Here is a 22,645-nt window from a genome sequence, read left to right as displayed (position 1 = left end):
AACACTTCGCGTAGTCGAGGGAACACCGTTCGACTCATCGGAACAGGTCCGCGTTGCGCCGTTCGGTGCTCAGATAGTCGGCGGCCGACTCGTCGACGGCGACCTTGATCTCCCGCAGCAGGGCCTGGAGATTCTGCGCCGCGCCGCGCCACCGGGCCTGCCGTTGCTCGTACGCCTGACGGGCTGCACCCTCCCAGGTCGCTACCAGTGGCGCAGCCTCCCGTTCCACCTGGTGCAACTGCGACCCGAGAGTACGCAGCGCCTGCCCGATGTCGGCGCTGGCCTGTTGCAGCGCTCGGAAATCCACCACCAGCTCGCCGTCGGCCACCTGGTCACCTCCTCCGTGTCGTACCATCGTGCCGCCCGCCAGGTCGTGCCCCCTGGAGCAGCCGCCCGCCAGGTCGTGCCCTGGAGCAGCTGGCCGGCAGGCTGCCAGTCCGTCTCAGAGCGGCAGCTCGATCCGTCGCCCCGCCCGGGTCACCCGGTCCGCCGCCGCAGCGTCAGTCGCCTGGTACTGCGTCCCGGCGGTACGGATCGCTCCGGCCGTCTCGCGCAACGCCCGGTGCAACACCGCCTGCTCCCTGGCCCACCCGGCTGTGACCTGCTCGAAGGATCGGCCACCGGCACCACGCCAGGCGTGCTGAAGCACCTCCAAACGCTGCAGCAGACCGCGCAGCATCGCGTCGAGCTCCTCGTCGACCTGGTCGAAACGGCTGGCCGCCCGCTGCATGATCGCCAACTCGGCTTGCGTCTGCGACACGCTGTGCCCCTCTCGGTCCCGGTCCAAGCCGGTGCCTACCACCCCGGTGCCTACCGGCCGACGCTTCCCGCGCCGGACGGTGGCCAGTCACCCCCGCCGCGCCGGCGGTGAACGTCACCTCGCCGACCGTAGTCGGGTCGACCCGCCGCCGCAGCCCCACCTCGTCCGCTGTGGATAACGGCTCGGTTGCGGTGGCACCGGCGACGAATCAGCCAGCGAGCGGCTAACCCGGGGGGACGGTCAGCAGGGTCGACCGACCGTCGCGCCGGGTACCGGTAGGACTGCATCTGGTGGGACTGCAACTGGTGCTGCCGGGACGTCGACGGCGCATCTGCGGGACCGATGGGCCGCAACCGGCGGTCGGCATGGCAGGATTCCCGGATGGGTTTCCTCAAAAGCCTCCTCATCCGCCTGGGTAGTACGGCGTTGGCGTTCTGGCTGGCCACCCTGATCATTCCGGGCATCACGTTGCAGACCGACGCGATCGGCGAGGCGGTCGTCACGCTGCTGCTCGTGTCGGTCATCTTCGGCGTGGTGAACGCGGTGCTGCAGCCGATCGTCAAGACCGTCGGGTGTGGCCTGTACCTGCTGACCCTCGGGCTGATCGCGGTGGTCGTCAACGGACTGCTGTTCCTGTTGACCGGATTCATCGCCGGACAGCTCGACCTGCCGTTCGAGGTGGATGGTTTCTGGCCGGCCGCCGTGCTCGGGGCGCTGCTGGTCGGGGTGGTCACCTGGCTGCTGGGTCTGGTCCTGGACCGGGACTGACCGGCCGACCAGACTGGACCGGGACTGACCGGCCGACCAGACTGGACCGGGACTGACCGGCCAACCAGGCCGGGCCGGAACCGACCGGCAACCGACCAGGTCAGCCGACCTGGTATGCCAGGATCGCCGCGCCGTCGGAACGGACCAGTTCGAGCCGTTCCAGTTGGTCGTGCTCGAACCGGGTCGCCCCGGTGAAGACGATCTCGGCTCCGGGACTGACCGCCCACGAGCCGACCTGCTGCTTGGCCCCGTTCCGGTCGTAGGCGACCAGCTCGAAATCCATCGGTCGGCCGTCCGGGTTGGTCGGCTCCCACCAGCAGCGCATGGTGACCTCGGTGCCGTTGGCCGCCGCCTGCAGACCCACCTCGGCGTGAATCGGCAACTGCGAGGCCACCGGCTGCATCGCGACAAGCTGGGAGCCGGGCGTGGTCTCCGGCGTACCGCCGGCCCCCACCCAGCCGACCCCGAAGCCGACCACGATCGCGAGACCCGCGGCGGCCAGCGCCGCCCCGGCGGTCTGCCACCGGCGCATCCGCCGGCCCCGGCGGCGGGCCCGGCCCGCCGCGGCAACCAGGGTTGCCAACCGGGGCTCGGTCGACGGCGGGTCGCTGATCTGCTCGAAGCCGGCTGGATCCAGCCGGCCGAGCAGTCCGGGCAGCACCGCGATGTCGGCGACTGCCTGCCGGCAGCTCGGGCAGCCGGCGAGGTGATGCTCGTACGCCGCTCGCTCCGCAGGTGACAGGGCACCCAGGACGTACGCGCCGTCGTCGTGCGCGTAGTCACACCTCACTGGGTCACCCCCATCTCCTCCAGCACCAGCCGCAACGAGCGCAGTGCGTAATGTGTCCGTGACTTAACGGTACCCGGCGGAACACCGAGCCTGGCCGCCGCCTCGGAGACCGAACGCCCCCGGTAGAAGCACTCGATCAGCACTTCCCGGTGTGGTTGGGAGAGCCGGCCGAGAGCTTCGGCGACGGTCCACGCCTCCACGGCACGGTCCGCCTCGTCCACCGCCGGTGGTGGTTCCGGCAGTTCGTCGGTGACCACCTCGCCGACCCGGACACTGCGTCGACGCCAGGCGTCGATCGCGAGGTTCCGGGCCGTGGTGAACAGCCAGGCCCGTACGGATCCCCGCTCCGGGTCCAGCGACTCGGGATGTCGCCAGGCCCGCAGCAGCGTCTCCTGGACCAGGTCCTCGGCCCGCTGCCGGTCGCCACCGGCCAGCCGCAGCGCATGGGCGAAGAGCGCGTCACCGTGCTCCTCGTGCAACGCGCGCATCAGTTGTGAATCCTGGTCGGTCAAGAGGCGCCCTTCCCTTCCGCCTCATGACACGTAGCCGCCGGCCGGGCGGTTCAAGGTCCTGGAGAAACTGTTCAGCTGCCCGGATGCTCCGGGCCGGTCATCGCCTCGGCGACCGCCCGGGCGGCGGTGAGCAGCTTCGCGCGGACCACCCGGGCCGAGGTCATCATCTCGGCCGCCGGCAACGCGCAGGCGATCGCCACCCGCCGCTCGACGTCCTTGTCCGCGTTGACCATCACCGCGGCGCAGGCGAGGCCCTGCCGGTACTGGCCGATCTCCAGGTGCATGCCGCGCCGGTCGCCGACCGCGAGATCGGCTTCGAAGCCCTCGATGGTGGTGATCGTGGCCGAGGTGAACGGCCGCATGCCGAACTCTTTGAGGTAGCGGAACCGCTGGTCGGGAGTGAGGGTGGCGAGCAGCGCCTTACCCAGTGCGGTGGCGTGTGCCCCCTCGTCGAACCCGGGCACCAGGTCCTCCAGGTACGGCGAGCGCAGCCCGTCGGCCGACGCGGTCACCGCCACCTGGGACCCGACGAAGCGGCCGAGGTAGTGGCTGTAGCCGGTCTCCGCCGCTGCACGGCGCAGCGCCTCACCGACCGCTGGCGGGCCGCGGAACGCGGCGACCAGTTCGCGGTAGCGGTCCGCCACCTCGAGGCCGACGATGTAGGTGCCGTCCTCGCGACGGATCACGTAGCCCTCGTACGCCAGGGTGCGCACCAGGTGGTAAGTGGTCGCCACGGTCAGCTCGCAGCGCCGGGCAATCTGTTTGACGGTCAGTCCGCGCGGGGCACGTCCGACCGCTTCGAGCACACGCAGTGCCCGTGAAACGCTCCGGATGAGGTCCGAAGGTTCCGCCAAGGGGTCGCGCACAACCACCTCCGCCGCCGGGGACTTACACCATATGAAAAGACAGCCGCCTGTGGAATGCCCTTTCGAATCAGGGGCACCAGGTGGCGACTATCGGTGTGGCGCCCGACACGTACGGTTCATGCTATTGGCTAACGCAACATCATCGCAAATGGCGGTGCCGTTCGTCGCCCCCGTACCGTCGCCGGCCGGCGGAAATCCGCCCGGGCGACCGGACCGGACCAGGACCGGACCCCGGCCGCCCGGCTAGTTCGTCCGGTCGGCGATGAAGTCGCACAGCGACTGCATCGCCTGCCGCGCCGGGCCGGGTGGCAGCGGCGCGAGCCGGGACCGGGCCTCCTCGGCGTAGCCGCGCACCGTCTCCCGGGCCCGCTTCAGCGCCGGTGACTCGCGCAGCAGGCCCAGCGCCTCGGCGTGCAGGTCGTCGTCGGTGACCGGACCGGCGGCCAGGATCTCCCGCAACCGTCGGGAGGCGGCGTCACCGTCGTCCGAGCCGAGCGCGTAGAGCACCGGAAGCGTGTGCACCCCTTCGCGCAGGTCGGTGCCGGGTGTCTTGCCCGACTGGGCGGAGTCCGACGCGATGTCGAGCAAATCGTCGGATAGCTGAAACGCCACCCCGATGGTCTCGCCGTACCCGGCCAGGGCCTCGACGTGCTCTGCTGCCGCGCCACCGAACATCCCGCCGAACCGCGCGGACGTCGCGATCAACGACCCGGTCTTGTCCCCGATCACCTGCAGGTAGTGGCCGACCGAAGGCTCGCCGCCATGCGGGCCGACCGTCTCGGCGATCTGGCCGTGCACCAGCCGGGCGAACGTGCGGGCCTGCAGCCGTACCGCCTCGATACCGAGATCCGCGGCGAGGTCGGCGGCCCGGGCGAACAGGTAGTCCCCGACCAGGATCGCCACCGAGTTGGTCCACCGCGAGTTGGCGCTCGGTGCGCCGCGACGCACCGGTGCCTCATCCATCACGTCGTCGTGGTAGAGCGTCGCCAGATGGGTCAGCTCCATCACCACCGCCGCCGGCACCACCAGCGGTGCCGCCGGATCGCCGAAGTGCGCACCGAGCGCCACCAGCAACGGGCGAAACCGCTTGCCGCCGGCCTCGACCAGATGGCGGGCCGCCTCGGTGACGAACGGGTCGGCACTGAACACGCTGTCGCGCAGCTCGACCTCGACTCCGGCCAGGATCCCGGCGATGGACGCCTGCAGCTGCGGGTCGACGATGTCGATCCCGATCGAGGTCACCGCTCCCGCGCCGGACGCGAAGGAGCTGCCGTCAGCCGTCCTCACCACACCCCCAACCATGCCACAGCGGCGGTGGCGGCCCAGGTTGGGGGCGGGTGAGGTGGTTCATCGGACAAACTCGGCGGCGTTACTGGTCAGATCCAGCAGCGCTCCCGGTGCGACCCCGAGCAGCAGGGTGGCCAGTACCCCGATCATCAGCGCCGCCGAGGTCAGCGCACCGGGGATCACCACCGTCGGGGTGGCGTCGCTCGGCTCGCTCAGCCACATCATCACCACCACCCGCAGGTACGGGAAGGCGAGGATCATGCTGGTCACCACACCGGCGATCACCAGCCAGATCTGGCCGTCCCCGACCGCCGCCCCGAAGACGGCGAACTTGCTGGTGAAACCGCTGGTCAACGGGATACCCGCGAACGCCAGCAGGATGAAGGTGAAGATGCCGGCGAACACCGGGGACCGTCGGCCCAGCCCCGCCCAGCGGGACAGGTGGGTGGCCTCGCCGTCGGCGTCGCGGACCAGGGTGACCACCGCGAACGCGGCGAGCACGATGAAGCCGTACGCCACCAGGTAGAACATCGTGCTGGCCAGGCCCTCGGCGGACAGCGACAGCACACCGACCAGCAGGTAACCGGCGTTGGCCACCGACGAGTACGCCAGCAGCCGCTTGATGTCGGTCTGGGTGACCGCCAGGATCGCCCCGACCAGCATGGTCAGGATGGCCACCGTGCCCAGCACCGGGGTGAAGTCCCACGCCGCGCCGTAAAACGCCACGTGCAGCACCCGCAGCAGCGCGCCGAACGCGGCGACCTTGGTGCAGGCGGCCATGAAGCCGGTCACCGGTGTCGGTGCCCCCTGGTAGACGTCCGGGGCCCAGACGTGGAACGGGGCGGCGGTCGCCTTGAACAGCAGGCCGACCGAGATCAGCGCGATGCCGGCGAACAACAGCACCGGGCTGGACTGCGAGGTCTCCACCGCCGCCCGGATGGTGGCGAAGTCGACCCCGGGCCCGGTCGGACTGTCCACCCCGGAGGTGAAGCCGTAGGTCAGCGCCAGCCCGAACAGGAAGAACGCCGACGAGTAGGCGCCCAGCATGAAGTACTTGAGAGCCGCCTCCTGGCTGAGCAGCCGCCGCCGCCGGGCCAGCGCGCAGAGCAGGTACAGCGGCAGCGAGAACGCCTCCAGGGCGATGAACATGGTCAGCAGGTCGTTGGCCGCGACGAACAGCAGCATGCCGGCGAGGGCGAACAGCGCCAACGGGTAGACCTCGGTCGCACCGGACCGGCCGGCCGCCTGCTTACGGTCCTCGGCCGAGTTGACCACGATCGCCGCCTGGGCGACGAAGGCGCCGCCGGTCTCCAGCGACCGCTCACCGATCAGCAGCATCGCCATCACGCCGAGCACCAGGATCGCGCCCTGCAGGAACAGCGTAGGGCCGTCGACCGCGATCGCCTCACCGGCCGTCACCGTCCGGGTGCTGCCCTGCAGGACCACCGCGACCAGCGCGCCGACCATGCTGGCCAGGGCGAGCACCAGCTGCACCGGGTTACGCAGTGAGCGGGGCACGAACGCCTCGACGAGGACGCCGATCATCGCCGCGCCGAACAGGATCAGCATCGGCGAGATAGCCGCGTAGTCGATCGCGGGGGATGAGAACTCGCTCACCGGGCCGCCTCCTGGATTACGCCCTCGGTCGGGGCGGGGTCGGACGTGCCGACGTCATCGAACAACGTCGCCTCGATGGCCGGGTTGATGACGTCGGTCAACGGCTTCGGGTAGAAGCCGAACAGCAGGATCAGGGCGATCAGCGGGGCCACCACGACCTTCTCCCGCAGGGTGATGTCGCGCTTCATGCCGTCGACCGTGGTCAGCGCCGGGTTCAACGTGCCCTGGGTGGTGCGCTGCACCATCCACAGCACGTACGCCGCAGCCAGAATGATGCCGAGGGTGGCGATCACCGCGACCGGTTTGTTCACCGAGAAGGTGCCGATCAGCACCAGGAACTCGGAGATGAACGGCGCGGTGCCGGGCAGTGCCAGCGACGCCAGACCGGCGAAGAAGAACACCCCGGCGAGCACCGGGACCATCTTGCCGGCCCCGCCGAAGTCGCTGATCAGTGCGGAGCCGCGCCGGGCCACGAACATCCCGACGACCAGGAAGAGCAGGCCGGTGGCGAGCCCGTGGTTGACCATGTAGAGCACCGCGCCGGTGCCGGCTTGGGTGGTGAACGCGAAGATGCCGACCCCGATGAAACCGAAGTGTGAGATCGAGGTGTACGACACCAGCCGCTTCAGGTCGTTCTGACCGACCGCCAGCAGGGCCGCGTAGATGATGCCGATCACGGCCAGGGCCAGCGCCCACGGGGCGAACCACTGCGACGCCTCCGGGAACAGCCCCAGGCAGTAGCGCAGGATGCCGAACGTACCGACCTTGTCCATCACGCCGACCAGCAGCGCGGCCGATCCGGCCGGCGCGGCACCACCGGCGTCCGGCAGCCAGGTGTGGAACGGGAAGAACGGCGCCTTGATCGCGAACGCCACGAAGAAGCCGAGGAACAGCCAGCGTTCCACGCCGGTGGACATGTCGATCTCGCTGAGCGCCTGCCAGTCGAAGGTCTGCCCGCCGACCACCCACAGCCCGATCACCGCGGCCAGCATGAACAGACCGCCGACCAGCGAGTAGAGGAAGAACTTCACCGCCGCGTACTGCCGCTGGTGGCCGCCGTAGCTGCCGATCAGGAAGTACATCGGCACCAGCATGACCTCGAAGAACACGTAGAACAGGAAGATGTCGGCGGCGGCGAAGACGCCGATCATCGTGCCTTCGAGCAGCAGCAGCAGGCCGAAGTAGACCGGCACCGACCGCTTCGACGCCTCCGCGTCGTGCCAGGAGGCGAGGATCACCAACGGCACCAGCACCGCGATCAGCATCAGCATGACCAGCGCGATGCCGTCGGCCGCGAAGGTGAAGTTCACCCCCCAGTTGGGGATCCACGGGTAGGACTCACGGAACTGGAACCGGTCGCCGCCGACGGTGAAGGCGAACCACATCACCAGTGACAGCACCAGCACCGCCACCGACCAGCCGAGCGCCAGCCACTTGGCCAGCTCCCCCTGACGGCGCGGGACGAGCGCCACCACGAGCGCACCGACCAGCGGCGCCACGGTCAGCACCGAGAGGAACGGAAAGTCGTTCACGCCAGCCATCCCATCTGCAGGGCGAGGAACGCCGCGACCACCACGAAGGCACCGGCGAGCACGGACATCGCGTACGAGCGCACGAAGCCGGTCTGCAGCCGCCGCAGCCGCCCGGAGCTGCCACCGATCACGGCGGCGAGGCCGTTGACCAGGCCGTCGACTCCCCGGTTGTCGAGGAAGACCAGCGCCCGGGTGAGGAAGATGCCCGGCTTTTCGAACACCACCCGGTTGAACGCGTCGGTGTAGAGGTTGTGCCGGGCGGCGGTGACCAGCACCCCGGCCGGCTGCTCCTGCTCGGCGGTGCCGTTGCGGAACAGCAGCCAGCCGAGCAGCGCGCCGAGCACGGTGATCACCAGCGCCAGGATGGTGACCACGCCGTGCGACAGCACCGCCTCGTGGTGGCCCTCCTCGCTGCCCAGCACCGGGGTCAACCACTCTGGCACCGAGGTGGACATCAGCCAGCCGGCGGCGACCGACCCGACCGCGAGCAGGACCAGCGGCACCCACATCAGCGCCGGCGACTCGTGCGGGTGGTCGATGTCTTCGGTCCACCGCTTCGGGCCGTGGAAGGTGAGGATGAACAGCCGGGTCATGTAGAAGGCGGTCAGCCCGGCACCGAGCAGGGCGGCCCCGCCGAACAGCCAGGCGGTCCAGTCCTCCCGCTCGAAGGCCGCCGCGATGATCGGCTCCTTGGAGAAGTAGCCGGACAACGGCCAGATGCCGATGATCGCCAGCCAGGCCAACCCGAAGGTCGCCCAGGTGATCTTCATGTGCCGCCACAGGCCGCCGAACCGCCGGATGTCGGTCTGGTCCTTCATCCCGTGCATCACCGAGCCGGCACCGAGGAACAGCCCGGCCTTGAAGAAACCGTGCGCCAGCAGGTGCACGATCGCCAGCGCGTACGCGCCGCCGCCGAGCCCGACCCCGAGGAACATGTAGCCGATCTGGGAGACCGTCGACCAGGCCAGCACCCGCTTGATGTCGTCCTTGGCGCAGCCGATGACCGCGCCGATCAGCAGGGTGAGCGCGCCGACGCTGACCACCACGGTCTGCAGCGTCGGGTTGGCCGAGAAGATCGGGTTGGACCGGGCGATCAGGTAGACGCCGGCGGTGACCATCGTCGCCGCGTGGATCAGCGCCGAGACCGGGGTCGGGCCCTCCATCGCGTCCGGCAACCACGCCTGCAGCGGGAACTGACCGGACTTGCCGGTCGCGCCGAGCAGCAGCAGCAGGCCCATCGCCAGGATGGTGCCGGAGGCCAGCGCGCCGGCGCCGGTGAACACCGCCTCGAACTGGGTGGTGCCGAGCGTGGCGAACATCAGGAAGATCGCCAGCACCAGGCCGGCGTCGCCGACCCGGTTCATCAGGAACGCCTTCTTACCGGCGGTCGCCGCCGCCGGCAGGTGGTACCAGAACGAGATCAGCAGGTACGACGCCAGACCGACGCCCTCCCAGCCGAGGAACAGCATCACGTAGTTGTTGCCCAGCACCAGCACCAGCATCGCGGCGACGAACAGGTTGAAGTACGCGAAGAAGCGCCGTCGTCCCGGGTCGTGCGACATGTACTCGACCGCGTACACGTGGATCAGGAAACCCACGCCGGTGATCAGCAGCACGAAGACCGCCGACAGCGGGTCGAACAGCAGCCCGAAGTCCACCGACAGGCCACCGACCTCGATGAACTCCCACAGGCTCAGCTCGACCGCCCGGTTGTCCAGGCCGCGTAGCTGGAAGAAGTAGGTCAGGCCGAGGACGAAGATCGCCCCGACGGCGACCACCCCGAGCCAGTGTCCCCACTTGTCGGCGCGCTTGCCGAGCAGCAGCAGGATCGCCGCGCTGGCCAGCGGGATGGCCACCAGCAGCCACACGCTACTCAGCAGCCCCGTGGCCTGGGCGTACTCCACAGTCGATTCCACGTGTGGGCCCCTTTAGTACTTCAGCAGGTTGGCGTCGTCGACGCTCGCCGAGCGCCGAGTCCGGAAGATGGTCATGATGATGGCGAGCCCCACGACCACCTCGGCTGCCGCCACGACCATCACGAAGAAGGCGATGATCTGACCGTTGAGGTCACCGTTGATCCGGCTGAACGTGACCAGCGCCAGGTTCGCGGAGTTGAGCATCAGTTCGATGCACATGAACAGCACGATCGCGTTGCGGCGGACCAGCACGCCGACCGCGCCGATGGTGAACAGCACCGCCGACAGGATCAGGTAGTTGTCCGGAGTCATTTGTCAGTCCCCTTCGGGGCGGCCTCGCTGGGCGAGAGTTCGCGCGTCGGCAGGATCGCCGGGATGCTCCGGTCGGTGAGCGTGCCGTCCGGCAGCCGGCCGGGGGTGGCCACCGAGGTGGAGGTGGCGTAGACACCCGGACCCGGCTTCGGGCCGGGGTAGTTGCCGGGGGCGAACCGGGCCCGCATCATCTCCGGTTGGCCGCGCCGCTCCTCCTTGCGCTTCTCGATGTGCGCCAGGATCAGCGCGCCGATCGCGGCGGTGGTCAGCAGGGCGGCGGTCACCTCGAACGCGACCAGGTAGCGGCCGAACAGCAGGGCGGCGATGCCCTGCACGTTGCCGTCCGCGTTGGCCTGCTCCAGGCCGACCGCCTGCACCCCGCCGAGGCCCCGGTACAGCCCGGTGCCGACCAGCGCGGCGAAGCCGACGCCGAGGGCGACCGCGGCGATCCGCTGCCCGCGCAGCGTCTCGATCAGCGAGTCGGAGGCGTCCCGGCCGACCAGCATCAGCACGAACAGGAAGAGCATCATGATCGCGCCGGTGTAGACGATGATCTGCACCAGGCCGATGAACGGCCCGCCCTGCACGACGTAGAACACGCCGAGGCAGAGCATGGTCAGCACCAACCAGAGCGCCGAGTGCACCGCGTTGCGGGCCCACACCATGCCGATCGCGCCGAGCAGCGCGAGCGGAGCCAGGATCCAGAAGGTCACCGCCTCCCCGGTGGAGACCTCCGCTGCGAGCTCGGTCATGGCTTGCCCTCTCCCGTCGTCCCCGAGCCGTCCTGGGTGCCCTGCTCCGACCAGGGCGCCCGTTCGGCGCCCGCCGAGGTGCCCGGGTTGGTCAGCGCGCCGACGTAGTAGTCCTTCTCGCTGTCGCCCAACCGCATCGGGTGTGGCGGCTGCTCCATGCCTTGCAGCAGCGGCGCCAGCAGCTGCTCCTTGGTGAAGATCAGGTCCTGCCGGGAGTCGCGGGCCAACTCGTACTCGTTGCTCATGGTCAACGAGCGGGTCGGGCAGGCCTCGATGCACAGCCCGCAGAAGATGCACCGGGCGTAGTTGATCTGGTACGTGCTGGCGTACCGCTCACCCGGGGAGAACCGCTGCTCCTCGGTGTTGTCGCCGCCCTCGACGTAGATCGCATCCGCCGGGCAGGCCCAGGCGCACAGCTCACAGCCGATGCACTTCTCCAGCCCGTCCGGGTGCCGGTTGAGGATGTGCCGGCCGTGGTAGCGCGGCGCGGACACCGGCGGCTTGAACGGGTAGTCGGTGGTGACCACCTTGCGGAACATGTGGGAGAAGGTGACCCCGAAGCCTTTGAACGTTCCCGTGATCGCGCCCACGTCACACCTCCTTGTCGTCGGTGGCGGGACCGACCTGGGCCGGTTCCCGTTCGGCTACCGCCCGCTTGGCCCGTGGGCTGGGCGGGACCTGCAGGTCCATCGGGGGCAGCGGGAAGCTGCCCGGTGGCCGGGAGTCGACCTGCTCCTGCAGGGTCGGCGCCGGCCGCTCCTTGCGCGTCGGCCAGAAGATCACCACGGCGAGCAGGATGGCGACCGGGATGCCGATCGCGATCAGCCGGTCGTTGCGCTCCCAGCCGCTGGTCACCCGGATCCCGCCGAGGGCCAGGATCCAGGCCAGGTTGATCGGCAGCAGCACCTTCCAGCCGAACCGCATGAACTGGTCGTAGCGCAGCCGGGGCAGGGTGCCGCGGAGCCAGACGAAGACGAAGATCAGCGCGATCACCTTGCCCATGAACCAGAGCATCGGCCACCAGCCGCTGTTCGCCCCGTCCCAGATGCTGATCGGCCAGGGGGCCCGCCAGCCGCCGAGGAACAGCGTCACCGTCACCGCCGACATGGTCACCATGGCGACGTACTCGGAGAGCATGAACAGCGCGAACTTCAGCGAGCTGTACTCGGTCATGTAGCCGGCGACCAGCTCGGACTCCGCCTCGGGCAGGTCGAACGGCGCCCGGTTGGTCTCCGCCACCGCGGCGATGAAGAAGATGATGAAGCTGGGCAGCAGCAGGATCGCGTACCAGCCCGGGGCGTACAGGTCGAACCCGCCGATCGAGGTGAACAGGTCACCGCCGGACTGGGCGGCGACGATCCCGCTGGTCGACATGGTGCCGGCGGTCATGAAGACGCCGACCACCGACAACCCGAGCGCGATCTCGTACGAGATCACCTGCGCCGTCGAGCGCAGGCCACCGAGCAGCGGGTACGTCGACCCGGACGCCCAGCCGCCGAGCACCAGCCCGTACACACCCATCGACGAGCAGGCCAGCAGCACCAGCACCGCCACCGGCACGTCGGTGACCTGCAGTGGGGTCTGGGTGCCGAAGATGCTCACCATCGGCCCGAACGGGATCACCGACAGCGCGGTGACCGCACAGATCACCGAGATCGTCGGGGCGAAGAAGTAGACCACCTTGTCCGACGCCTTGGGGAGGATGTCCTCCTTGAAGGCCATCTTCAGCCCATCGGCCAGGGTCTGCAGCAGGCCGAACGGGCCGGCCTGGTTGGGGCCGGGACGGACCTGCATCCGGCCGACCACCCGCCGCTCGAACCAGACCCCGAGCAGGGTGCCCAGCAGCCCGAAGACGAAGGCGAAGACCACCTTGATCAGGATCAGCCACCAGGGGTCCAGCCCGAAGTCGGACAGCGTCGGTTCCTGTGCCAGTGGGTTCACCGCAGACCCCCTAGGTTCGGGTTCGTCGCGCCGTTGTGGCTGATCCGCCCGTTGCCGTCCGATCCGGCGACCGTGCCGTCCGAGCCGGTGGCGGCGCTGACCTTGACCAGTGCGCCGGAGACCGCGCCGAGGCTGCGGCGCACCGTCGAGCCGGGCGAGTTCGTCGGTAGCCAGACCACCCCGTCGGGCAGCAGATCGGTGACCGCCGCCGGCAGGGTGACCGCGCCCCGGTCGGTGCCGACAGTGACCGGATCCCCGTCGGCCACCCCGAGCGCCCCGGCCAGCGACTTGGCCAGCCGGACCACCGGCGGCCGTGCGGTGCCACCCAGGTAGGGGTCACCGTCGGTGAGAGTGCCGAGGTCGATCAGGTGGTGCCAGGTCGCCAGCACCGCCTCGCCGGCACCTGGGCTGGCCGGTGCCGTCGGGTCGACCAGCGGCAGCCCGGGACGCTGCGCCTTGGTGGCCGGCAGCGCGCCGAGCTCCCGGCGGATCAGGTTGACCTCGCCGGTGCCGAGTGCGACACCGAGCTGGGCGGCGATCGCGTCGAGCACCCGGGAGTCGGCCATCGCGGTGGTGTTCAGCACGGCCTCGAAGGTGCGCAGCCGGCCCTCCCAGTCGAGGTAGCTGCCGGCCTTCTCCACCGCCGGCGCCACCGGCAGGACCACGTCCGCGCGGCGGGTCACCGCGCTGTGCCGGATCTCCAGGCTGACCAGGAACGGCACCGCGTCGAGGGCCTGCTCGGCGAGCCGCGGGTCGGCCAGGTCGGCCGGGTCGACCCCGGCGACGACCAGCGCGCCGATCTTGCCGGCGGCGGTCGCCGCGACGATCGCGTCGACGTCGCGGCCCGGCTCGGACGGGATGGTCCCGGCACCGATGTCCCAGGCCCCGGTCAGCTCCGCCCGGGCGGCCGCGTCGGCGACCGGACGGCCGCCGGGCAGCAGGTTCGGCAGGCAGCCTGCGTCGACCGCGCCCCGGTCACCGGCCCGTCGTGGCACCCAGGCCAGCTTCGCGCCGGCCCGCTCGGCGACCGCGCCGGCGGTCGACAACCCACCGGGTACGGTGGCCAGCCGCTCGCCGACGAACAGGATCGCGCCGGACCGGCCGAGCGCCTCGGTGACCGCGCGGTCCTCGGTGAGCAGCCGCGCCTCGTCGCCGGGCACGGTCGGCACCAACGTGGCGCCCAGCTTCTCCAGCCCCCGGCTCAGGTACGGGGCCAGGGCGATCACCCGCAGCCCCTTCTTGCTGTACGCCTTACGCAGCCGCAGGAAGAGGATCGGGCACTCCTCCTCCGGCTCCAGCCCGGCGATCACCACCACCGGGGCCCGCTCGATGTCGGCGTAGGTGACGTCGGAGCCACCGGCCACCCGGGCGGCCAGGAAGTCGGCCTCCTCGGTGGAGCCGGCGGCACCGGTGACCGGTCGGGCCCGGAAGTCGATGTCGTTGGTGCGCAGCGCCACCCGGGCGAACTTGGCGTACGCGTAGGCGTCCTCGACGGTGAGCCGACCGCCGGTGAGCACCCCGACGCCGTACGCCCCGTCGCGGGCGTTGCGCAGCCCGTCGGCGGCGACCGCCAGGGCCTCGCTCCAGGACGCCTCCCGCAGCTCACCGGTGCCGGCGTCGCGGACCAGCGGGGTGGTGAGCCGGTCGGTGGCGGTGGCGTAGCGGAACCCCCACCGGCCCTTGTCGCAGTTCCACTCCTCGTTGACCGCCGGGTCGTCGCCGGCCAGCCGGCGCATCACCTTGCCGCGCCGGTGGTCGGTACGCTGCGCGCAGCCGGCCGAGCAGTGCTCACAGACGCTCGGCGAGGAGACCAGGTCGAACGGGCGGGCCCGGAACCGGTACTGGGCACCGGTGAGCGCGCCGACCGGGCAGATCTGCACCGTGTTGCCGGAGAAGTAGGAGTTGAACGGCACGTCGCCGTCGCCCTCACCGTCCGGCGTCGGTTCGGCGCCGAACGCCTCGTCCCGGTAGACGTTGATCTGCTCGCCGGAGGAGCGGTCCATCAGGTCGATGAAGGCGTCGCCGGCGATCTCCTCGGAGAACCGGGTGCAGCGCTGGCAGAGCACGCAGCGCTCGCGGTCCAGCAGCACCTGGGTGGAGATCTCGACGGGCTTCGGGTACTCCCGCTTGTGCTCGTGGAACCGGGAGTCCGGCCGGCCGGTGGACATCGCCTGGTTCTGCAGCGGACACTCGCCGCCCTTGTCGCACATCGGGCAGTCGAGCGGGTGGTTGACCAGCAGCAGCTCCATGATCCCCTGCTGGGCCTTCTTGGCCACCTCGGAGGTGAGCTGAGTGCGGACCACCATGCCGTCGGCGACGGTCTGGGTGCAGGAGGCGACGGGTTTGCGCTGCCCCTCCACGTCGACCAGGCACTGCCGGCAGGCGCCGGCCGGGGCGAGCAGCGGGTGGTCGCAGAACCGGGGGATCTCGATGCCCAGCTTCTCGGCGACCCGGATCAGCAGGGCGCCCTTGGGCGCGGTGACCTCGACGCCGTCGATGGTCAACGTCACCGTCTCGGTGGTCTTGGCTACCTCTGCCATTAGTGCGCACCTACCAATGCTTTCTCCGACAGCTTCGGTGCCGTGCGGCCCTCGATGTAGTCGAGGTAGTCCTGCTTGAAGTACTTCAGCGAGGACGTCACCGAGCTGGTCGCGCCGTCGCCGAGGCCGCAGAACGAGCGGCCGAGGATGTTGTCGCAGGTGTCGAGCAGGGTGTCCAGGTCCTCGTGGGTGCCCTGACCGGCGAGGATCCGCCGGAAGACCCGCACCATCCAGTAGTTGCCCTCCCGGCACGGGGTGCACTTGCCGCACGACTCGTGGTGGTAGAACTCCAGCCACCGGTAGGTGGCGTACACCGGACAGTCCTGGTCGGAGAAGATCTGGGTGGCGGTGGTGCCGAGGATCGAGCCGGCGCCGGCCACCCCTTCGAAGTCCAGCGGTACGTCCAGGTGCTCGGCGGTGAGCAGCGGGGTCGACGAACCGCCGGGCGTCCAGAACCGCAGCTCGTGACCGGGCTGCATCCCGCCGGCCAGCTCGATCAGCTCGCGCAGGGTGATGCCCATCGAGCACTCGTACTGCCCCGGGTTGGCGATCCGGCCGGAGAGCGAGTAGATCATCGGGCCGGACGACTTCTCCGTACCCATGCTCTTCCACCAGGCGGCGCCACCGAGCACGATGTACGGCACGCTGGAGATGGTGCCGACGTTGTTGACCACCGTCGGGCAGGCGTACAGGCCGTGGGTGGCCGGGAACGGCGGACGCAGCCGGGGCTGGCCACGGAACCCTTCGAGGGAGTCCAGCAGCGCCGTCTCCTCGCCGCAGATGTAGGCACCCGCCCCGCTGTGCACCACCAGGTCCAGGTCGAAACCGGAGCCGAGGATGTCCTTGCCGAGGTAGCCGGCCCGGTACGCCTCGTCGACCGCGTTGCGCAGCCGGCGGGCGGCGTGCACCGCCTCACCCCGGATGTAGATGTAGGCCCGGCTGGCCCGGATCGCGTACGAGGCGATGATGACGCCCTCGACCAGCGAGTGCGGGTCGTACATCATCAGCGGCAGGTCCTTGCAGGTGCCCGGCTCGCCCTCGTCGGCGTTGACCACCAGGTAGTGCGGCTTGCCGTCGCCCTGTGGGATGAACCCCCACTTGAGGCCGGTGGGGAAGCCGGCCCCGCCCCGGCCGCGCAGCCCGGAGTCCTTGATCAGCTTGATCAGGTCGTCCGGGTGCACCGGGTCGGCGTCGCGGCCCCGGCCGTCCGGCGTACCGGTCAGCACCTTGCGCAGCGCGGCGTAGCCGTCGAGCTGCTGGTAGACGTCGATCTTCCAGGCGTCCGGTGACAGCCAACGCTTGGTCAGCACCGGGGTCAGCTTCTGCAGGGTTTCCGGTCGCGGCTGGGTCATCGGGTGCCCTCCTCGCTGCGCGCGTCCCGCAGCGACCCGCGCTGTGGCTGCGAGTTGTCGCCGGCCGGTTTGGCGTCACCGGCGGGCGGGTTGGCGGCGGCGCCGGCCGACTCGGCGGCCTCGGCGTCGCTGTCCGGCTCGGCCCGGTCGGTCGGCACCGTGGTGCCGGGGGCGTCCGGGGCCGGGGTCTTCGCGTCCGGGGCGCGGGTCTCGGCGGCCCGGATCTCCGGCGACTTGGCCTGTGGTGCCTTGACGTCCGGGGCGGTGCTGCCGGTCGCCGCCGGTGCCGGCCGGCTGGGTGCCGGGGCGGGGGCGTCGCCGCTGATCGGCGTGTTCGGGTCGAAGCCGGCGACCGAGACGCCGTGCTGCTGGGCCAGCCGCAGGCCGCGCAGCGTGGGGTCGCCGGCCGGTCCGTCGGCGACCGCGCCCTCGCGGGTGTCGGAGAAGCCGGCCAGCTGCAGCGACATCTCCTTCAGCGTGCACAGCCGGGCACCCCGGGTGGGTGCCGGGCGGCCGCCGGACTGCAGCTCGGCGACGACGCCGAGCGCGATGTCCGGGTCGACCTTGTCGAAGAAGTCGTAGTTGACCGTCATCACCGGGCCGTAGTCGCAGGCGGCCAGGCACTCGGCGTGCTCCAGGGTGATGGTGCCGTCGGCGGTGGTCTCCTCGTGGCCGACACCGAGGTGCTCGCTGAGCGCGTCGTAGACCCGCTGGCCGCCGAGCACGTCGCACATCGTGTTGGTGCAGACGCTGACCAGCCAGTCACCGGTGGGCCGGCGCTTGTACATGGTGTAGAAGGTGGCGACCGCGCTGACCTGGGCCTTGTTGATGCCCAGCGCTTCGGCGCAGAACTCGACGCCGGCCGGCGAGACGTAGCCCTCCTCGGACTGCACCAGGTGCAGCAGCGGCAGCAGTGCCGACCGGGAGCGGTCCGCCGGGTAGCGGGCGATGATCTCCCGGGCCCGGTCGTGCGTTTCCTGACTGAAGCCCATCAGCGGTCACACCCACCCATCACGGGGTCCAACGAGGCGCCCCCGGCGATCACGTCGGCGAGCAGCCCGCCCTCGGCCATGGCCGGGATCGCCTGGAGGTTGACGAAGCTCGGTTCGCGGTAGTGCACCCGGTACGGCCTGGTCCCGCCGTCGGAGACGGCGTGCACGCCCAACTCGCCGCGGGGCGACTCGATGCCGACGTACACCTGGCCGGGCGGCACCCGGAAGCCCTCGGTCACCAGCTTGAAGTGGTGGATCAGCGACTCCATCGACTGACCCATGATCTTGGCGACGTGCTCCAGCGAGTTGCCCATGCCGTCCACGCCGATGGCCAGCTGCGCCGGCCAGGCGATCTTCTTGTCGGCGACCATGATCGGACCGGGCTTGAGCCGGTCCAACGCCTGCTCGATGATCTTCAGCGACTCGCGCATCTCGGCCATCCGGACCAGGTAGCGGCCCCAGACGTCGGCGGTCGGCGTGGTCGGCACGTCGAACTCGTAGTCCTCGTAGCCGCAGTACGGCATGGTCTTGCGCAGGTCCCAGGCCAGCCCGGCGGAGCGCAGCACCGGCCCGGTGACGCCCAGCGCGAGGCAGCCGGTGACGTCGAGCACTGCGACGTTCTGCGTCCGCTCCAGCCAGATCGGCTGCCCGGAGAGCAGGTCCTCGTACTCCTTGAGCCGCTTCGGCATCACCTTGAGGAACTCGCGGATCTTGGCGATCGCCTCGTCCGGCACGTCCTGGGCGACCCCGCCGGGCCGCACGTAGGCCATGTTCATCCGCAGCCCGGAGACCAGCTCGAAGATCTCCAGGATGTACTCGCGCTCCCGGAAGCAGTACAGCATGATCGAGATCGCGCCGAGTTCCAGGCCGGTGGTGCCCAGCCAGATCAGGTGCGAGGAGATCCGGTTGAGCTCCATCATCAGCACCCGGATGGTGTTCGCCCGCTCGGTGACGTCGTCGGTGATCCCGAGCAGCTTCTCCACCGCCAGGCTGTACGCCGTCTCGTTGAAGATCGGCGCCAGGTAGTCCATCCGGGTGACGAACGTGGTGCCCTGCACCCAGTTGCGGTACTCGAGGTTCTTCTCGATCCCGGTGTGCAGGTAGCCGACGACCGTCCGGGCCTCCCGGACGGTCTCCCCCTCCAGCTCCAGCACCAGCCGCAGCACCCCGTGGGTGGACGGGTGCTGCGGCCCCATGTTGACGATGATCCGCTCGTCGGTGAGCGGGTCCGTACCGCCGACCACGGTGTCCCAGTCGCCACCGGTGACGGTGAAGACCTTGCCCTCGTCGGTCTCGCGTTCGGTTGCGTATCCGGCCGTCATTGGTAGCTCCTCCGCTTGTCCGGCGGTGGGATCTCGGCGCCCTTGTACTCCACCGGGACGCCGCCCAGCGGGTAGTCCTTACGCTGCGGGTGGCCCTCCCAGTCGTCCGGCATCAGGATCCGGGTCAGCGCCGGGTGGCCGTCGAAGACCACGCCGAACATGTCGTACGTCTCCCGTTCCTGCCAGTCGGCGGTCGGGTAGACGGCGGTGACGCTCGGCAGGTGCGGATCCTCGGCGGTGACCGCCGCCTCCAGCCGGACCCGACGCCGGTAGGTCATCGAGGTCAGCTGGTAGACGACGTGCAGCCGACGCTCGTCGGCACCCAGGTAGTCCGCCCCGGACACCGAGGAGCAGAGCTCGAAGCGCAGCGCCTCGTCGTCGCGCATCACCCGGCAGACCTCGGCGATCCGCTCCGGCTTGATGTGCAGGGTCAGCTCACCCCGGTCGACCACGACCTTCTCGATCGCGTCGGCGAAGGCCGGGTACGCCTCCTCGAGGGCGTCGCACACCTCGTCGAAGTAGCCGCCGTACGGCCGTTCGCTGCCGGCCACGCTGGACCGGCGACGAACCAGGCCGCCGAAGCCGGACGTGTCGCCGGAGCCCTGGATGCCGAACATTCCCCGGCCGGCCCCGCTGGCCGGTGGGAACTCGGCCGGCGCGCCGCTGGTCGCCCCGACCGGCGGGGCGGCGGCGGGTACGCCACCGCCCGGCTGCTCACTGGGCGCGTTGGTCGGCCCGGTCACTGGATCGTCCTTTCGCTGGTCGACGCGGGAATCACTTCAGCCGCTCCCGGGCGTGCAGGTGGTTCTGGGCCTTCATCCAGTTCTCGATCCGCAGCTGCTCCTCGCGGCCTTCCCGGACGGCCTGCTCCCACTCGGCCCGGCGGGCCTTGTCGGAGCGGTACGACGACGGCATCGCCCCGGGCGCGACCACCGGCACGTCACCGCGGGCCCGGCGGGCCTCCAGCATCTTGCGGCCGTTCGGGCCGAGCGGCTCGTGGCCGATCTTCTCGCGCAGCTTGAGAACCGCGTCGATGAGCATCTCCGGACGGGGCGGGCAGCCGGGCAGGTACATGTCGACCGGCACCACGTGGTCCACGCCCTGCACGATGGCGTAGTTGTTGAACATGCCGCCGCTGGAGGCGCAGACCCCCATCGACAGCACCCAGCGGGGCTCGGCCATCTGGTCGTAGATCTGCCGCAGCACCGGGGCCATCTTCTGGCTGACCCGGCCGGCGACGATCATCAGGTCGGCCTGCCGGGGCGAGGCCCGGAACACCTCCATGCCCCAGCGACCCATGTCGTAGTGCGGGGCACCGGCCGCCATCATCTCGATCGCGCAGCAGGCCAGGCCGAAGGTCGCCCCCCAGACGGAGGTCTTGCGGGACCAGTTGACCAGCTTCTCCACCGAGGTGAGCAGTACGCCGGCGGGGAGTTTCTCCTCGATTCCCATGGTTCCTCCGTCAGTCCCAGTCGAGCCCGCCGCGCCGCCACTCGTACACATAGGCGACCGAGACGGCGACGATGAACAGCGAGACCGCGACGTAGCCGAACGCGCCGAGCGGGTCCAGCGAGACCGCCCACGGGATCAGGAAGATGATCTCGATGTCGAAGATGATGAACATCATCGCGGTCAGATAGAACTTGATCGGGATCCGACCGCCGCCGACCGGCTCCGGGCTGGGCTCGATCCCACACTCGTACGCTTCGAGCTTGGCCCGGTTGTAGCGCAGCGGCCCGGCCAGCCGGGCGGCCGCCACCGAGAACAGCGCGAAGGCCGAGGCGAGGGCGAAGACCCCGACGATGGGTATGTAAGGCGAGAGCGACATGGGCTTCTCCTGCTCGTCCTTCCCTGCCCGCGGTCAGTTTCCAGCGATCCGTGATGTCTCCCGCCGGGACCGGGCGTCGTTGCCCCATCCTGGCGACTACTGCGGTGGGCCGACGGCCCGGGGTGCTGCCGGCGGCGTCACACGGCCGGAGCCACCTTGGTCATCGCGTTGATCATCCGGTCCATCGCGTCCCCGCCACGTGGATCGGTCAGGTTCGCCAGCAGCTTCAGCACGAACCGCATCAGTGTCGGATGCGGCATGCCGTGCTTGGTGGCGATTCGCATGATTTGTGGGTTGCCGATCATCTTCACGAAGATGTTCCCGAGCCGGTAGTAGCCCCCGTAGCGGGCCTTCAGCTCGTTCGGGTAGTGCGCCAGCGCCCGCTCCCGGTCGACGCCGGCCGGCCGGGCCAACGCCTGCACCGCCACCTCGGCGGCCAGCTCACCGGACTCCATCGCGTACGCGATGCCTTCGCCGTTGAACGGGTTGACCATACCGCCGGAGTCACCGACCAGCAGGACTCCCCGGGTGTAGTGCGGAACCCGGTTGAAGCCCATCGGCAGGGCCGCGCCGAGGATCGGGCCGTCGGCGTTGGCCTCGTCGGCCAGCCCCCAGTCCGGTGGCGTGCTGCCCAGCCAGTCGGTCAGCATCCGCCGGTAGTTGGTCTTGCCGAAGGCGCTGGACGAGTTGAGCACACCCAGGCCGACATTGACCCGGCCGTCACCCATGCCGAAGATCCAGCCGTAGCCGGGCAGCAGTTTCTCGCCGCCCTCCCGGCTGCGCAGCTCCAGCCAGGACTCCAGGTACTCGTCCCGGTGCCGCACCGGCGACCGGTAGTACCGCCGGACCGCGACTCCGATCGGCCGGTCCTCGCGCTTGGCCAGCCCCATGGCGAGCGGGAACCGGCCGGAGACCCCGTCCGCGGCGACGATCAACGGGGCATGGAAGGTGGCCGGCTGCTTGTCCGGGCCGACCTCGGCGGTCACGCCGATCGCCCGCCCGGTGGCGTCCAGCACCGGAGCCACCACGTTGGTGTTGGTGTGCAGCACCGCTCCCGCCTCGACCGCCTGCTTCGCCAGCAGGTCGTCGAAGTCCAGTCGGGTGCGGACCAGGCCGTAGTTGGGGAAGCTGGCCAGGTCGGGCCAGTCGAGCTCCAGCCGGATGCCGCCGCCGATCACCCGCAGGCCGCGGTTGTGCAGCCAGCCGGCCTCGGGCGAGGTGTCGACGCCCAGCTTGATCAACTGCTTGACGGCGCGCGGCGTGAGCCCGTCACCGCAGACCTTCTCCCGGGGAAAGGTGGTCTTCTCCAGCAGGAGTACCCGTACGCCGTGCCGGGCGAGGTGGAAGGCGGTCGCGGAACCACCGGGGCCCGCCCCGACGACGATCACATCGGCTTCGGTCTCGCTCACAGCCACCTCCCGTTCGCCTCCCAGTCGCTCGTGAAATGCTTCACAAGCCGTCTCGCAGGTGAGTCTAGAACCGTTAACAGGGCGGCAATCGGTTAGGCGACCCTAACCCTGCGAGGTAGCGACCTCGGCGGGTGACCGACGACCCGAAA

Annotated in this window: 22 protein-coding genes; 1 reads left to right on the top strand and 21 read right to left on the bottom strand. The window is 70.1% G+C overall.

Annotated elements, in window-relative coordinates; genetic code table 11:
• Positions 1-34: 34 nt before the first annotated feature.
• Positions 35-328 carry a WXG100 family type VII secretion target gene (locus ACN27J_RS23200; protein ID WP_278174719.1) on the bottom strand — a complete coding sequence of 98 codons (294 nt, stop codon included), beginning with the start codon at positions 326-328 and terminating at the stop codon, positions 35-37.
• 114 nt (positions 329-442) lie between these two features.
• On the bottom strand, positions 443-760 hold the full coding sequence (locus tag ACN27J_RS23195) for a WXG100 family type VII secretion target (protein ID WP_282233287.1): 318 nt from the start codon (positions 758-760) through the stop codon (positions 443-445).
• 381 nt (positions 761-1,141) lie between these two features.
• Here ACN27J_RS23195 and ACN27J_RS23190 point away from each other — a divergent pair, with 381 nt between their 5' ends.
• A complete protein-coding gene (locus tag ACN27J_RS23190; protein WP_421369472.1) occupies positions 1,142-1,528 on the top strand; it encodes a phage holin family protein in 387 nt (128 codons plus the stop codon).
• Positions 1,529-1,628: 100 nt separating this feature from the next.
• Here the strand turns inward: ACN27J_RS23190 and ACN27J_RS23185 are convergent, their stop codons facing one another.
• From ACN27J_RS23185 to ACN27J_RS23095, 19 genes are all read right to left on the bottom strand, one after another.
• Positions 1,629-2,318 carry an anti-sigma factor family protein gene (locus tag ACN27J_RS23185; RefSeq protein ID WP_421369470.1) on the bottom strand — a complete coding sequence of 230 codons (690 nt, stop codon included), beginning with the start codon at positions 2,316-2,318 and terminating at the stop codon, positions 1,629-1,631.
• On the bottom strand, positions 2,315-2,809 hold the full coding sequence (locus tag ACN27J_RS23180; protein ID WP_233606748.1) for a sigma-70 family RNA polymerase sigma factor: 495 nt from the start codon (positions 2,807-2,809) through the stop codon (positions 2,315-2,317). The genes ACN27J_RS23185 and ACN27J_RS23180 overlap by 4 nt, the downstream gene beginning before the upstream one ends.
• Positions 2,810-2,901: 92 nt before the next feature.
• A complete protein-coding gene (locus ACN27J_RS23175) occupies positions 2,902-3,696 on the bottom strand; it encodes an IclR family transcriptional regulator (protein WP_278173323.1) in 795 nt (264 codons plus the stop codon).
• 243 nt (positions 3,697-3,939) lie between these two features.
• Positions 3,940-4,998, bottom strand: a complete 1,059-nt coding sequence (locus ACN27J_RS23170; protein WP_421369467.1) for a polyprenyl synthetase family protein — start codon at positions 4,996-4,998, stop codon at positions 3,940-3,942.
• A gap of 45 nt (positions 4,999-5,043) precedes the next feature.
• Positions 5,044-6,600 carry an NADH-quinone oxidoreductase subunit NuoN gene (gene nuoN, locus ACN27J_RS23165; protein WP_278173321.1) on the bottom strand — a complete coding sequence of 519 codons (1,557 nt, stop codon included), beginning with the start codon at positions 6,598-6,600 and terminating at the stop codon, positions 5,044-5,046.
• Positions 6,597-8,132: an NADH-quinone oxidoreductase subunit M gene (locus ACN27J_RS23160; protein WP_123607130.1), complete on the bottom strand. Its 1,536-nt coding sequence runs from the start codon at positions 8,130-8,132 to the stop codon at positions 6,597-6,599. The genes nuoN and ACN27J_RS23160 overlap by 4 nt, the downstream gene beginning before the upstream one ends.
• Complete coding sequence (gene nuoL / locus ACN27J_RS23155) at positions 8,129-10,048, bottom strand: NADH-quinone oxidoreductase subunit L (RefSeq protein ID WP_421369464.1); 1,920 nt, start codon at positions 10,046-10,048, stop codon at positions 8,129-8,131. The genes ACN27J_RS23160 and nuoL overlap by 4 nt, the downstream gene beginning before the upstream one ends.
• Before the next feature lie 12 nt (positions 10,049-10,060).
• Positions 10,061-10,360, bottom strand: a complete 300-nt coding sequence (gene nuoK, locus ACN27J_RS23150; RefSeq protein ID WP_123607128.1) for an NADH-quinone oxidoreductase subunit NuoK — start codon at positions 10,358-10,360, stop codon at positions 10,061-10,063.
• Positions 10,357-11,112, bottom strand: a complete 756-nt coding sequence (locus ACN27J_RS23145; RefSeq protein WP_421369462.1) for an NADH-quinone oxidoreductase subunit J — start codon at positions 11,110-11,112, stop codon at positions 10,357-10,359. The genes nuoK and ACN27J_RS23145 overlap by 4 nt, the downstream gene beginning before the upstream one ends.
• The gene (gene nuoI / locus ACN27J_RS23140) at positions 11,109-11,702 is read right to left on the bottom strand and encodes an NADH-quinone oxidoreductase subunit NuoI (RefSeq protein WP_421369460.1); all 594 of its coding nucleotides are present in this window, start codon (positions 11,700-11,702) and stop codon (positions 11,109-11,111) included. The genes ACN27J_RS23145 and nuoI overlap by 4 nt, the downstream gene beginning before the upstream one ends.
• A gap of 1 nt (position 11,703) precedes the next feature.
• Positions 11,704-13,053: an NADH-quinone oxidoreductase subunit NuoH gene (gene nuoH / locus ACN27J_RS23135; protein ID WP_281552096.1), complete on the bottom strand. Its 1,350-nt coding sequence runs from the start codon at positions 13,051-13,053 to the stop codon at positions 11,704-11,706.
• Positions 13,050-15,593 (bottom strand): NADH-quinone oxidoreductase subunit G, encoded by a 2,544-nt coding sequence (locus tag ACN27J_RS23130; protein ID WP_421369458.1) that lies wholly within the window; start codon positions 15,591-15,593, stop codon positions 13,050-13,052. The genes nuoH and ACN27J_RS23130 overlap by 4 nt, the downstream gene beginning before the upstream one ends.
• The gene (nuoF, locus tag ACN27J_RS23125) at positions 15,593-16,945 is read right to left on the bottom strand and encodes an NADH-quinone oxidoreductase subunit NuoF (protein WP_278173310.1); all 1,353 of its coding nucleotides are present in this window, start codon (positions 16,943-16,945) and stop codon (positions 15,593-15,595) included. The genes ACN27J_RS23130 and nuoF overlap by 1 nt, the downstream gene beginning before the upstream one ends.
• Positions 16,942-17,940, bottom strand: coding sequence for an NADH-quinone oxidoreductase subunit NuoE (gene nuoE, locus ACN27J_RS23120; RefSeq protein ID WP_421372397.1), 999 nt, complete (start codon positions 17,938-17,940; stop codon positions 16,942-16,944). The genes nuoF and nuoE overlap by 4 nt, the downstream gene beginning before the upstream one ends.
• Positions 17,937-19,259, bottom strand: coding sequence for an NADH-quinone oxidoreductase subunit D (locus ACN27J_RS23115; protein ID WP_282233277.1), 1,323 nt, complete (start codon positions 19,257-19,259; stop codon positions 17,937-17,939). The genes nuoE and ACN27J_RS23115 overlap by 4 nt, the downstream gene beginning before the upstream one ends.
• Positions 19,256-20,002 (bottom strand): NADH-quinone oxidoreductase subunit C, encoded by a 747-nt coding sequence (locus tag ACN27J_RS23110; RefSeq protein ID WP_123607120.1) that lies wholly within the window; start codon positions 20,000-20,002, stop codon positions 19,256-19,258. The genes ACN27J_RS23115 and ACN27J_RS23110 overlap by 4 nt, the downstream gene beginning before the upstream one ends.
• A 31-nt stretch (positions 20,003-20,033) precedes the next feature.
• On the bottom strand, positions 20,034-20,711 hold the full coding sequence (locus tag ACN27J_RS23105) for a NuoB/complex I 20 kDa subunit family protein (RefSeq protein WP_123607119.1): 678 nt from the start codon (positions 20,709-20,711) through the stop codon (positions 20,034-20,036).
• Positions 20,712-20,721: 10 nt separating this feature from the next.
• On the bottom strand, positions 20,722-21,087 hold the full coding sequence (locus tag ACN27J_RS23100; RefSeq protein ID WP_123607118.1) for an NADH-quinone oxidoreductase subunit A: 366 nt from the start codon (positions 21,085-21,087) through the stop codon (positions 20,722-20,724).
• A 137-nt stretch (positions 21,088-21,224) separates the two neighbouring features.
• Positions 21,225-22,496 carry a geranylgeranyl reductase family protein gene (locus ACN27J_RS23095; protein WP_421369456.1) on the bottom strand — a complete coding sequence of 424 codons (1,272 nt, stop codon included), beginning with the start codon at positions 22,494-22,496 and terminating at the stop codon, positions 21,225-21,227.
• Positions 22,497-22,645 lie beyond the last annotated feature (149 nt).

The organism is Solwaraspora sp. WMMB762 (assembly GCF_049179115.1).
Classification (GTDB): domain Bacteria; phylum Actinomycetota; class Actinomycetes; order Mycobacteriales; family Micromonosporaceae; genus Micromonospora_E.
Note: the sequence above shows the minus strand (reverse complement) of the source record. Positions and strands in the feature narration are given on the sequence as shown.